Annotated in this window: 11 protein-coding genes; 8 read left to right on the top strand and 3 right to left on the bottom strand. The window is 56.6% G+C overall.

Annotation, left to right across the window (positions count from 1 at the left end; all coding sequences use genetic code 11):
* Positions 1–197 precede the first annotated feature (197 nt).
* Together EJQ19_RS29790 and EJQ19_RS29785 are read right to left on the bottom strand one after the other, a co-directional pair.
* The gene (locus EJQ19_RS29790) at positions 198–1,058 is read right to left on the bottom strand and encodes a DMT family transporter (RefSeq protein ID WP_126144874.1); all 861 of its coding nucleotides are present in this window, start codon (positions 1,056–1,058) and stop codon (positions 198–200) included.
* A 12-nt stretch (positions 1,059–1,070) separates the two neighbouring features.
* A complete protein-coding gene (locus EJQ19_RS29785; protein WP_126144873.1) occupies positions 1,071–2,024 on the bottom strand; it encodes a metallophosphoesterase family protein in 954 nt (317 codons plus the stop codon).
* A gap of 107 nt (positions 2,025–2,131) precedes the next feature.
* Between EJQ19_RS29785 and EJQ19_RS29780 the strand changes: the two genes are divergently transcribed.
* The 3 genes from EJQ19_RS29780 to EJQ19_RS29770 all read left to right on the top strand — a co-directional run bounded on the left by EJQ19_RS29780 (position 2,132) and on the right by EJQ19_RS29770 (position 4,732).
* A complete protein-coding gene (locus tag EJQ19_RS29780; protein WP_126144872.1) occupies positions 2,132–2,902 on the top strand; it encodes a DeoR/GlpR family DNA-binding transcription regulator in 771 nt (256 codons plus the stop codon).
* 30 nt (positions 2,903–2,932) lie between these two features.
* Positions 2,933–3,754 carry an alkaline phosphatase family protein gene (locus EJQ19_RS29775; RefSeq protein ID WP_241243147.1) on the top strand — a complete coding sequence of 274 codons (822 nt, stop codon included), beginning with the start codon at positions 2,933–2,935 and terminating at the stop codon, positions 3,752–3,754.
* A gap of 216 nt (positions 3,755–3,970) precedes the next feature.
* Positions 3,971–4,732, top strand: a complete 762-nt coding sequence (locus tag EJQ19_RS29770; protein ID WP_126144871.1) for a TSUP family transporter — start codon at positions 3,971–3,973, stop codon at positions 4,730–4,732.
* Between the two features lie 15 nt (positions 4,733–4,747).
* Here EJQ19_RS29770 and EJQ19_RS29765 read toward each other — a convergent pair whose 3' ends face one another.
* Positions 4,748–5,092, bottom strand: a complete 345-nt coding sequence (locus tag EJQ19_RS29765) for a hypothetical protein (RefSeq protein ID WP_126144870.1) — start codon at positions 5,090–5,092, stop codon at positions 4,748–4,750.
* A gap of 485 nt (positions 5,093–5,577) precedes the next feature.
* Between EJQ19_RS29765 and EJQ19_RS29760 the strand changes: the two genes are divergently transcribed.
* The 5 genes from EJQ19_RS29760 to EJQ19_RS29740 form a co-directional block, all read left to right on the top strand.
* Positions 5,578–7,896: an AraC family transcriptional regulator gene (locus EJQ19_RS29760; RefSeq protein WP_126144869.1), complete on the top strand. Its 2,319-nt coding sequence runs from the start codon at positions 5,578–5,580 to the stop codon at positions 7,894–7,896.
* A 186-nt stretch (positions 7,897–8,082) separates the two neighbouring features.
* Positions 8,083–9,069 (top strand): ABC transporter permease, encoded by a 987-nt coding sequence (locus tag EJQ19_RS29755; RefSeq protein ID WP_126144868.1) that lies wholly within the window; start codon positions 8,083–8,085, stop codon positions 9,067–9,069.
* Position 9,070: 1 nt separating this feature from the next.
* Positions 9,071–9,949, top strand: coding sequence for a carbohydrate ABC transporter permease (locus EJQ19_RS29750; RefSeq protein WP_126144867.1), 879 nt, complete (start codon positions 9,071–9,073; stop codon positions 9,947–9,949).
* A 113-nt stretch (positions 9,950–10,062) separates the two neighbouring features.
* Positions 10,063–11,601 carry a type 2 periplasmic-binding domain-containing protein gene (locus tag EJQ19_RS29745; RefSeq protein WP_126144866.1) on the top strand — a complete coding sequence of 513 codons (1,539 nt, stop codon included), beginning with the start codon at positions 10,063–10,065 and terminating at the stop codon, positions 11,599–11,601.
* 61 nt (positions 11,602–11,662) lie between these two features.
* On the top strand, positions 11,663–12,928 hold a 1,266-nt coding region (locus tag EJQ19_RS29740), incomplete at its 3' end, for an alpha-L-fucosidase (protein WP_164716829.1).

Below are 12,928 nucleotides of genomic sequence, written 5' to 3'. Positions count from 1 at the left end.
AAATAAGCAGGAATTTCCCGGAAAATTGCCGATTTAAGTGGAATTCCTGCGGAAAGGCATCTTTTTTCTTTTATTTCCTTGAAAATAAGGCGATCATGTAAAAAAAGCCTGCTTTACCGCAGGCTTTGCCTTGGATCGGACGGTTGAGCCCGAAAAAGCCTGCGTTTTCGCAGGTTTTGCGAGGCTGGTGCGAAAGACTATCCCAGCACGCCGATGGAGATAATGCCCAGTACGATCAGCATGGAGCAGACGATGCGCACGGTGCCCTGCTTCTCTTTAAGCACGACGATGCCCAGGATCGTGGCGAAAAACGTGCCGATTTCGCGCAGCGGCGAAATATGGGCGAGCGGCGCGTAGGACAGCGCGAACAGGAACAGCAGGTATGAGCCGGGGTTGAGAATTGACCCGAGCATAATGATGTTCCGGTTCAACCGCCACTCCGTGCGAAGCTGACCTGAACGAAGGAGGTGCGGGGTGAGTCCTGCAACGAAACCGATATTGGTGACTTCGAGCAGCGAGACCGCTGAAATATGCGCGAGGTTGAGCTTGTCGACGAGCACGTAACTCGTGGTGCACAGCCCGACGCAGAGCGCCATGAGAAAAGGCTTGAGAGGAGCGGCGGAAGCCGCTCCTTTTCGCATGTTCGTCAAGAGGCCGCTGAGCGCTGCAAAGCCGCTGACCATACAGAGCAGACCGAACCAACCCCAGGGCGACAGCGTTTCATGCAAAAACAGGACGCCCAGAACCGGAATAAGCAGCGTGCTCGTGCCCCGCATGATGGGGTACACCTGGGAGAGGTCGCCCATACTGTACGTTTTGGCAAGCAGCAAAGCATAAACGGCCTGCAAGGCTGCGGACAGCAGCAGCAACCCATAAGCGGATAAGGATAAAGGATGAGTCCAGAGCTCAATGATGAGTTTGGGCAACAGCAGCACGGTCGCAACGGCCATAATGCACCAGAGAAAGACGCCTTTATCCTGACTGCGTTTGGTAAAAAGGCTCCAAATCGCATGCGTCAACCCGGATGCGATGACAAGGGTAGTGGCCAGGAATATCAAGTCATCATCTCCTTAACCAGCGGCGCCGGGAAGATGTTCTGGCTGCTGGTGCACCGACGTGCCGTCAGCTAGCCGCAGCCACGTCTCAAACTCACGCTCGCCTGCCCGGAGGCGAATGACCCGCGCGCCCCGCGGAAAGCCTTCTTTGCCATACGTGTTATACCCCGTAGCCCGCCCGTAACACAGCCGAATGCCGTGCAGGTCGCCCCAGAAATCGTTGACATGGTCATGCCCGACGAACGTGCCGACGACATCGCCCATCTCAAGCATCGCGGTGAACATCCCCGAGTTTACTTCCGGCGCAAAACATTTCGTCTCGTACATATGCCCATAGCACGTGCGTGTCTCCCACACTTCCTGATACTCCGGCAGCGGAATATGAAAGAATGCCAGCGCAGGCAGTGCGCCGCCCTCTTCTTGCAAGCGGCGCGACTCTTCGCGGTACCACGCGATTTGATCGTGCCGCAGCCAGTCGTAGCCGTTCACCTGCGGCAGCGGGGAGTAAGCGCCGGAATCGAAGAAGAATAACCGATACCCCGCCTGCCCCGCTGGATCTTGAACGGTGAGGCTGTAGTTGCCGGCGCCGTGGACGCCGACCGGTCCGCGCTGCGTGACGGTGTGCGGAAGGCGAAGCACCGCTTCAAGCAGCTCCTCACGGGTGACGAGAGACTCCGTGTCATGGTTGCCAAAAACGGCGGCCCAAGGGATGCCGCGCGCCGCAACGGCTTGGGTAGCGGCCTGGAACGCGGCTATCGCGTCCGTGCAGGCAGGAGTGCCTTCGGAGACGGGACCGGTGTAAATCACGTCGCCCGTGAAGACAACCAGATCGGGCTGCTCATGGTCCAGCACGTCTTCCATCAACTGACGTGAGCTTTGATCGCGCTCACCGCTATCTTTCCAGTGAATATCGGTGAACTGGACGATCGTGAACGTTCCATTTTCTCGAAAGATCAGGGGTTGTGGCATATGTAAGCCTCCTGTGTTGTTTTTGTTGTTTTGTTGTTGTTTGTTGACAATTGTAGACCCATCTTGCTACACTGTCAATAACATAATGCAGGATTAGGAGGGGCGCTATGTCACTTACCTTTGAGGAGCGCAGGTTAACAATTCTGAATCATTTGGAGCTGGAAGGCAAAGTCCAGGTGCCGCACATGGCAGAGCTGCTGTCCGTTTCCACCGAAACGGTGCGGCGCGATCTGGATCGCCTGGAGAAGGAAGGCAAGCTGCGCAAAGTATACGGCGGTGCGGTCAAAATGCGCATGGACCGGGTCGAGCCCCCTTTTCAAAAGCGCGTGGAGATGATGAGGCCGGAGAAGCGGGCGATCGGCAAGCTGGCGGCTTCGCTGGTGGAAGACGGCGAGACGATCATGCTGGACAACGGGACGACGACGATTGAGATCATTCCTTTTTTAAGTGATAAACCTAACGTTACCCTCATTATTAATTCGGTTCCGATGCTGATGCTGGCGATGGAGACGTTCCAAGGCCGCATTCTGTTTACGGGCGGGGAGGTTAACCGCGAATGTCGGGCTGCCATGGGGCCGCTGGCCGATCAAATGCTGGATCAGTTCAAAGTGAATAAGGCGTTCATTTCCGGAGGCGGCGTCTCGGTGACGGACGGCATTACGGACTTTCATATGGAAGAGGCGATGGTTGCCCGCAAAATGATGCAGCGTGCCGAAGAGACGATTCTGGTTGTCGATCACTCGAAGTTCGGGATGTCGACGTTTGCGCGGGTGGCGAGATTGAAGGATATTTCCATGCTCGTCACGGATCCGGGCTGTTCGAAGGAATGGATCGAGACGTTCGAGGGGCTTGGGATCGAAGTGCGCATTAGCGAGTAAATGAAGCCAACCAGGGGAGAGGGGAAACGGATGATGACAGGCAAAAGCTGTGAACGTGTAATTATTCTGGGCATTGATGGTGCCGGAGCTTATATCAAAGAGGCGGATACGCCGCATATCGACGGCTTGCTGCAAAGCGGTTCCGCTACATATGGCGCACAGACCGTATATCCTTCCAACAGCGGCGAGTGCTGGGGTTCGCTGCTGCATGGGGTAGGGCCGGAGAAGCACGAGGCGCAAATGTACATTAAAAATAACGCACAAATGCCGGCTGGCCCGGTCGCAGCCTCGCTCTTTCGCCGCGTCAAGGCGGCGTACCCGAACAGCCCCGCAGGGGCGTTCGTGTGCTGGGCGCCGATTCTGACCGGGGCGATCGAACCGCTGGACGGCGTGGTGAAGCACGCCGCGCCGGATGCCGATCTGGTTCCTGCGATCGGCGCATTTATCAAGGAGCAGCCGGATTTCAGGCTGCTGTTCGTGCAGCTGGACGATGTGGATGCCGCAGGCCACAAGCATGGCTTCGGCACCGCCGGGCAGCTGCAGGCGATCACGCGTGCCGACGCGCAGATCGGCGAGATCGTCCGGGCGCTGGCCGAGGCCGATCTGCTGGACGACAGCCTGATCGTCGTCACGACTGACCATGGCGGCGGAGGTGCGCGCACGCACGACCACGGCAGCGATCATCCGAAGGATATGACGATCTTCTGGGGCTGCCGCGGACCGGGCGTTGTCGCGGTCAACGAACTGGTCGGCGTCAGCATCATGGACACCGCAGCCGTTGCGCTGCATGCGCTGGGGCTGCCGCTGCCCGCCGACTGGGAGGCGAAGCTGCCTGAGGGCTTGTTCCTGTAGCTGCACGGGGCGGTGCATGTGGTGCTGGCGGGCGGCGCACCTGCGCGGCCGAAGGGGCTTTTTGCCGGTGAACAGGCCATTTCTTGAAGACACTCCCCCTTACCCCGCAGAGGTCCACTTTCCAACGTTATCCTGCTTGCTCCTGAGCCGTAGTCGTGCGACAATAACGGATGGACAAATAAGACAGGTTAGCGCGAAAGAAGGAACTTGGACAACATGATTCACATCTCTTGGGAAATGATGATGTTCATCATCATCGGCGGCTTCGCGGCCGCATTTGTAGATTCTGTCGTAGGTGGCGGGGGATTGATTTCGGTACCGGTACTCTTGGCAACGGGCATGCATCCGGCGCTTGCGCTCGGGACGAACAAGCTGGCGGGCACCATGTCGTCGATGACGAGCACGATCTCATTCATGCGTTCGGGGCAGGTGGACGTGAAGGCGGTTCGGGGACTTTTCGTGTTGGCGCTGCTTGGCGCGGTGTGCGGAACGTTGACGCTCCAGCAGATTCCGTCGGACTTTCTGAAGCCGCTCGTCATCGTGATGCTGATTCTGATTACGATTTATACGATTTTTCGCAAAAATTGGGGGGCTAGCTCCACGTTCGAGCGTTATACGCCGAAGACGGCGATGCTGATGGGGCTTGCGGCTTTTGGGCTCGGATTTTATGACGGTTTCTTCGGGCCGGGGACGGGGTCATTTCTGATTTTTGCCTTTTTGATGGTTGGATTTGATTTCGTGAAGGCGGCGGGCAATTCCAAAATGCTGAACTTCGGCAGCAACATCGCTAGTCTTGCGACATTTATTGCCCTTGGGTCAATTCAATACGAGGTCGGCATTCCGATGGGACTGGCCATGGTGTGCGGCGCGCTGGTCGGTTCGCGCATGGCGATTCGGCGGGGGGCGACGTACGTGCGGCCGCTGTTTATCGTCGTATGTCTGCTGCTTGTGGGCAAGCAGATTTGGGGTATGGTGTAGAGGATGAGAGATCGTTTAACCTTGTTTGCGGGGTGACGATCTTTTTTTGATGGTAAGGAGAAGGGCTGCGAGATACAAAAGCAGTACGAGGGCGAAGCCGTTGAAGATGCTCGGGATTGCAGCGAGTGATAGATAGAGGCTGTAAGGCAATGACCAGATCAACGCGATGGCCATGAGAGGACGTGATTTCCTACATGCAGCGAGGACGCCTAAGCAGGCCGGTAAAATGAGCATCACCGTCACGATAAGTATGGTGTCCTCGCCGACTGCGGCGTTTGTATATGGATTCCAGAACAGAAAGGTGATGGATAGTGAAAGGCTGATGAGCGAGGCGAGCATACCGGGCAGGGAGAATTTCATAGGCGGGTTCTGACCTCCTTGTGGGCTATTTTACTTATTAGTATTCTTGGCTCAGTGGCGTATTCCTCTTGGAACGAGGGGATAGGGCTGTGCACTCGAGTGGCAGGTAATTCGAGTCAGGCGGTAGTCGTTATTTGATCTCAGGCCAGGTAGCAGGCTTGGGTCATACGGTTACCTGCATTTCATACATGTAATTTGCGAGTTTGCGGTGAATTCGGCAGTTCAACCTGCAAATCGTACAGCTAAATCCGCCAGCCGACCTTGAAAAAGGGCGAAGTGGGCTGGGTATGCGGAAATTTGATGTAGTTTTTGCAGGAAACCGCACATTTTTTTCGTTTTTGGGCGTGGCTGGGGTGGACGATGGAAAGTTGGCGAGTGATCGTGTCTTGAATAGCTGACGAGCAAGCGTTTTGCCCCCAAACGATTGCTTTTCCCCCGCGAACCGATTAAAATGCTCAGTAATCTGTTTTCGAGGTGATGGTGTTGTGCGGAACGTGTTAACGAAGTTTTGGAAGCGTTTTTTTCAGCGCAAAACGATTTTTCGCAACATGGTGACCTTGTCCCTGTTCGCTGCGATCCTGCCGGTGGCCCTTGTGGGCATCGGGAGTTACTTATATTCCGCGTCGGCGGTCCAAAGCGAAGTGAATCAGTCGAACGTGCGCATTCTGAACAACGTATCCTCGACGATTGATTCGACGTTGGACCGGATCCAGAACAACGCGATTCAAATGCTGCTGGGCACGTTCTTCTCTTCCAATCTCGCCGAGCTGAAAAGCACCAACTACGCCGGCCTGTACTCCGGCATCTCCCGCGAGCTGTCCTCGATGCTCGGCGGCAACAAAGAAGCGGCCGACATCGCGATGTACGTGCCGGATGAGGGCTACCTCGTCTCGCCGGTATTCGGCGGGAGGCGGATTGAAGGCAGTGGCGAACGAGAAGCGCTACTGAAAGAGTTCTCCACGCCCGATCAGTTCCGCTGGGCGATCGGCCCGTACCCGAATGTGCCGGGTTACAATACCAAAGGCGTGACGCTTATCGCGAAGGCGCCGATTCTGGCCAAGCAGCCGATCGGGCTTCTTTTTATCCGGATCGAGGAGACGCTGTTCCAGAACATCATGAATCGCTTCATCTCCTACGCGGGCGAGGAAATGTTTATTTTAGACGCGAAAGGCAATCTCGTCACCTCGGTCGGCGGCGATACGGTACCGGAAGGGCTCCTTCAGCAAGTTGCGCAAAAAGGCGCCGAGCCGCGCTTTCAATTCACGTCCAAGGGCACGGACTTTATGGTGACGCCGATTACGTCCTCGTATAACAACTGGCAGTACATCAATATGGTGCCGATCCATCAGCTCAACGCGAAGTCCAACGGCATTAAGCTCATTACGCTCGTCATCGTGCTGGTGTGCCTGGCCATCGGCGCAGTGGTCACGCTGTGGGGCACACGGCGCGTGTACCGACCGATCCAGAATCTTGTCACGCTGGTGCGGGGCGAGCAGGCGCAGGATGCGGATACGGACGAAGTCGGCTTCATGCACCGCAGGTGGGCCGAGCTGACGAGCACCGCGAGCGAGATGCAGCAGCAGCTGAGCGATCAGCTGCCGATGATTCGCGAGATTTTCGCCTTGCAGCTGCTGCAGGGGCGCTTCCTTCACTACTCCGCCGATCAGCTAACGGACGTGCTGCGCCGGTACAGCGTACCGACGGACATGGAGAGCAGCGTGCTCGTGATCGCGTTCGATTTGCCGCCGGATGAAGAGGGGGGCAGGAAGCGGTTTCAGGAGAATGACCGCGACCTTATCGTCTTTGCGGTCAAAAATATCGGCAGCGAGCTGCTGGAAGCCCAAGCGATGGAGGGCATCGTGATCAACCTGCTGAACGATCAGGTGGCGATCTGGCTGTTTCAGGACGCCGTGCAAGATGAGACGGCCGACGTTAAAGCGTTCGCAGAAAAGCTGCGGACGCAGGTGTCCGATTATTTGCGCCTGCCGGTCACGATCGGGCTGAGCGGGCAGAGCGAGCGCATCGACGAGCTGCCTGAGCTGTACGAGGAAGCGAACCTGGCCGTCCGCTCGCGCATGATCGTCGGCGGCAATCAGGTGATCGCGAATGCAGCCGGCGGCAGCCACGCGGATCTGCATTATCGGTATCCGCTGGAGATCGAGACGCATTTTGAGAACTCGCTGCAGCTGGGCGACCGGGATGAAGCCGTGCGGATGATGAACGAGTTCGCCAAAGGGATGGAGGCGGCGATCCAAAAGCCGGAGCTCATCCAGATGTCGTATTATAGGCTGCTTACAGCGGCGATTCGCACGGCCTACATGCTCGGGCTGGATACGGCCCAATTGTTCGGTACCGCAAGCGCCGATCCGTACCTGCACATTCGCCAGCTCAGCACGACGCTGGAGCTGAATCAATGGTTCGAGGAGCAGCTTGTCGAGCCAATCGTGGCCTATGTGCAAGGAAAACAGACGCAGGAGCACGATCAACTGATCGATAAAGTTGTCCGCTACATGGAGGAAAATTATCACTTCGATCTGTCGCTGGATCAATGCGCGCAGATCTGCGGTCTCAGTCCGCACTATTTGAGCAAGCTGTTCAAAAAGAAAAAGGACGTCTCCTTCATCGAGTACCTGACGAAGATCCGCATCGACAAGTCTGTGGAACTGCTCCGCACGACCGACCTGTCGGTGTCCGAAATCGCGGAGCGCGTTGGGTACCAGACGAAGAACTTCATCCGCGTTTTCAAAAAGCACATCGGCGTAACGCCAGGGCAATACCGAGGCGGAGCAGACGACGAAAGCTGAGATGCGCATTATTCGCCACCCCTTCACACCAGGCAAAAAAAGTGAATACACACCCGAGAAACCCCGTCACGACGGGGTTTCTCTTTTTTTGTCCTCTGCCCTTAACGCGGTTAAGAATTGGTCATTGTCGCTGGGTCCCGCCGTCATGTACGATCGACCCATGCTAAACAACGAGAGGTGAAGACGATGTCGCAAGGCCAAGTGGAACAACTTTCAAACACGCTTCCCGGCGTAAGCAAGCAGGAGACTCGCACGAAGCAATCGTGGATCGAGGCATGGCGGATCGCGCTCAGACGCGACAAATATTTATATCTCATGGCTGCGCCGGGATTGTTATTTTTCCTTATTTTTAAATACGTGCCGCTCTGGGGCTTGCTGCTGGCTTTCCAAAATTACTCCCCTTATATGGGCTTCTGGCACAGCGAATGGGTGGGCTTCAAGTATTTTCACGAGTTTTTCACGAATCCCGACTTTATGCTCCTGTTCCGCAATACGATGGCGATTTCGCTGCTGAACATTGTTTTCTTCTTCCCGGTTCCGATTATCGTGGCGCTTATGCTGAATGAGGTGCGGAAGCTGGCGTTCAAAAAATTTGTGCAAACGGTCATCTACCTGCCGCACTTTCTATCCTGGGTGATCATCGTCGGGATTTGCTTCCTGATCTTCGGACAGGGCACCGGCGTAATCAACCAACTGCTCGTGGAATTCGGCGGGCACAAAATCGAGTTCATGACGTCGCCGAACCTGTTCTGGGCGATGCTCACCGCGCAAAGCGTGTGGAAGGAAGCGGGCTGGGGCACGATCATTTTCCTCGCTGCGCTGGCGGGCATTAATTCAGAGCTGTATGAGGCTGCGCAGATTGACGGCGCGACAAGATGGCAGCAGATGACGAACGTCACCCTGCCGGGGATTCGAAGCACGATTATCGTGCTGCTGATCCTGCGCTTGGGCCAAGTGATGGACGTCGGCTTCGAGCAAATTTACCTGATGATGAGCGGGCCGGTTGCGCAGGTGGCGGATGTATTTGATACGTACGTATACCGTGTCGGCATTCAGCAAGGCCGCTTCAGTTATGCGACGGTGGCGGGGCTTTTCAAATCGGTGGTCGGGTTGATCCTGGTTGTGTCCGCGAACCGCGTCGCGAAGAAGTTCGGAGAGGAGGGCTTGTATTAAGATGGGTAAAAGTTTAGGGTCGCGCATGTTTAATGCCATTAACTATACATTGCTCATGCTGTTCGGGTTGATGACATTGCTGCCGTTCATCTATGTAGTGATCATCTCTTTTACAGATCCGACGGAGTATTTGACGAAGCCGTTGGTGCTGATTCCGGAACATTGGAGCCTTGCTGCTTATGATTACATCTTCTCGACAAATGCGTTTGTGCATGCGATGGGGATTAGCGGGATTCTCGCTGTTTTCGGCACGGTGCTAAGCTTGATCGTGACCAGCGCCCTGGCCTACGTGCTGTCGAGGAAGCGCCTCAAGGGCAAAAAGTTTTTCCTCGTGGCGATTCTGATGACGATGTTGTTCAATCCGGGCATGATCCCGAACTACCTGCTTGTGGACAGCCTCGGGCTGATGGATACGATCTGGGCGCTCATTTTACCGGCGCTGACGAGTGCCTGGTACGTCTTTCTGATGCGCAACTTCTATCAAGAAATCCCGGATGAGCTGGAGGAAGCGGCTAAAATGGACGGCTGCTCCGACGTCGGCGTTTTCTTCCGCATCATGCTGCCGGTATCGGTCTCGGCGCTCGCTGCTTTCGGCTTGTTCTACGCTGTCGCGTACTGGAACACCTACTTTGCCGGCGTGCTGTACATTAACAGCGACTCGCTGCGGCCCTTGCAGGTGCTGCTGCAAATGCTGCTCATCTCCGCCTCGCAAATGGCGGACCCGTCTCTCGCCGCTGCGCTGGAAAGCGAACGGACCGTGCCTCCGCAGGTGATCAAAATGGCAGCGGTCGTGCTGTCCTCGCTGCCGATCGTGATGGTGTACCCGTTCTTGCAGAAATATTTTGTCAAAGGCATGATGGTCGGCTCTGTGAAAGGTTAAGCGGACTTCTGACTACAGCGAGAGGGGGAATGCGGGCCTGCGCGCCCACGGCAAGATGAAGCAAGACGATTCATGTAGGTGTATAATAATCATAGACTGGGAGGTCTTTGTACATGAAACCGATGGTGAAAAAATTGGCCGTGCTCCTTACGGCAGCAGGATTGGTCGCATCGCTCGCGGCTTGCGGCAAAGAGAAAGAAACCGAAGGAGCGGCTCCGACAGGCATGGCAGCGAGCACGGCGAGCGCGAAGCCGACAGACATTTCCGTTACAACGCTGGCTTTTGCAGCGGCGCCGACAGGCGAGCTCGAAGCTGTCAAAAAACTGAACGAAAAGCTGAATATCAATCTCAAACTGAACTGGATTCCGTCCGCACAAATTTCCGAGAAACTGAACGCACTGCTTGCGTCTAACGATCTGCCGGATGTGCTGTTCGTGGAGGATTTTAACACAACGCCTGCTTTTCTGAATGCCATCGATCAAGGCGCTTTCTGGGAACTCAGCTCTTATATCAAGAACTATCCAAACCTGGCGAAATACCCGGATAACGTGTATAAAAATGCTTCGCTCAAAGGCAAGCTGTATTCCCTGCCGCGTGTCAGACCGCTCGACGGCCATGAAGCGCTGCTGATCCGCAAGGACTGGTTAGACAAGCTCGGCCTTCAACAGCCGAAAACGATGGATGAGCTGGCTACCGTGCTGGAAGCGTTCGCGCAAAAAGATCCGGACGGCAACGGCAAGGCTGATACGTATGGCGCTGTCATGCCGGGCTCGCCGGGCCCTGCGAGCTATCTCCTCTCCATGTTCGGCGCAGGCACGAAATGGAAGGACGAGAACGGCACGCTGACGCCGTACTGGTGGACGCCACAGGCGAAAGAGGCGCTCGCGTTCTGGAGCAAAACGTATAAAGCCGGCGGTATCCTGCCGGATATGCCGATTTTGAAAACAGCGCAGATCAAAGATATGCTCGTGCAGAGCAAAGCGGGCGCAGCGATCGCAAACGTCGTCGATGCCTACAAGTACAATGTGGAACTTCAAAAAGTGAATCCACAAGCGAATCTGATTGCGATCGAGCTGCCGAAAACGGCGGACGGCAAGGCGTACTATGAGCAGGCAAGCGGCTACTACGGGCAATTCCTGATCAACAAAAAGACTGTAAACGAAGCGAAGTTGAAGAAGATTCTGGAGCTGTACGATTACACGGCATCCGTAGAAGGCTACAACCTGGCGACTTACGGTATTAAAGACGTGGACTACACCGTGAAGCCGGACGGCAGCGTCGAGCAGACCGAAGAAGGCAAGAAAAAAGGCTACTCTGGCGATACGACGGGCCAATGGGTAACGGGCTATTTTGACAAGTACTTGCGTGCCAAAGTGTCCGGTATTCCGAACGATGTGTATGAAGCGAACAAAAAAGTGATCGACGCGATCTCTTCCATCCCGGATCCAACGTATGGCCTCATGAAATCGGCGCCGTTCAAGGAGAAAGGTGCGGATTGGGATAAAAAGCTGAACGACATGATCGTCAACGTCATCATCGGCAAAAACACACTCGACGACTGGGACAAACTCGTGAAGCAGTTTAAAGACGATGCAAGCTTCCAGCAGCATATTAAGGAAACGAACGATTTTTATAAGGAAAAATCGAAGTAAAGAAGAGGCCCGACCGCTCGCGTGGTCGGGTTTTTCTCATAAGAGAGGAGAGTGGGCAGCAGTGGGTGTTTCCATAGAAGAAGCGATTCAGATCGTGCCGTCCCCGCGCCAGATGGCTTGGCAGGAGATGGAATTTTATGGGTTTATTCATTTTGGGATGAATACGTTTACGGGCAGGCAGTGGGGAACCGGCGAGGAAGATCCGCAGCTGTTCCAGCCGAAGGAACTGGATGCCGCCCAGTGGGTGGCCGTGTGCAAAGAGGCGGGAATGACCGGCGTCATTCTGACGTGCAAGCATCATGACGGGTTTTGCTTGTGGCCGAGCGCGTATACGACGCATTCGGTTCGATCCGCGCCATGGCGTGGCGGGCAAGGGGATGTGGTGCGCGAGGTGGCGGAAGCGTGCCGCGCGCAGGGCTTGAAGTTCGGCGTGTACCTGTCGCCGTGGGATCGGAATGCGCCGACGTACGGGGATTCCCCGGCGTATAACCGGTATTTTCAGCTGCAGCTGACGGAATTGTTGACGCAGTATGGGGAGATCTTCTGCGTCTGGCTGGACGGCGCCTGCGGCGAGGGCCGGAACGGCAAAAAGCAGGTGTACGATTGGGATGGCACGTACCGGCTCGTCCGCGAGCTGCAGCCGGGCGCGGTCATCGCGGTGTGCGGACCGGACGTGCGCTGGTGCGGCAACGAGGCGGGGCATACGCGCCGGTCGGAGTGGAGCGTCGTGCCCGCGGCGATGCGGGATACGGAGAAGGTGCAGGCCGACTCGCAGCAGGCGGACGATCCGGCCTGGGCCCGGCGGCTCACGGCGGAGGACGAAGACCTCGGGAGCCGGGCCGTACTCGCGCAGGCGGAGCGCGCGATCTGGTATCCGGCCGAGGTCGACGTGTCGATTCGGCCGCAGTGGTTTTATGATCCGGCCGACGACGATCAGGTGAAGTCGGCCGAGGCGCTGGTGGAGCTGTTCGAGCGGAGTGTCGGCGGGAACAGCGCCTTGCTCTTGAACGTCCCGCCGGACACGCGCGGGAAGATTCATGAGCGCGACGCGGCGGCGCTGCGCGAGCTGGGGGTGCGGCTGCGCCGCACGTACGGGCGCGACCTCGCCGCAGGCGCGGCGGTGTGGGCGTCCCATGCGGAGCGGGACGCGGTGGCGGTGCACGTGACGGATGGGCGCCGCGACACGTACTGGTCTCCGCCTGCGGGTGTGGAGCAGGCGGAGCTGGTGGTGGATCTTGGCGAACCTGTCGAGTTCGACCGGGTCATGCTGCAGGAATTTATCCAAGGTGCGGGGCAGCGGATTGAGGGCTTCGAGCTTTGGGGGCAA

The sequence above is a fragment of the Paenibacillus whitsoniae genome, assembly GCF_003955665.1.
In the GTDB taxonomy this organism is placed as follows: domain Bacteria; phylum Bacillota; class Bacilli; order Paenibacillales; family NBRC-103111; genus Paenibacillus_E; species Paenibacillus_E whitsoniae.
This window is presented reverse-complemented; position numbering and strand designations above follow the sequence as displayed.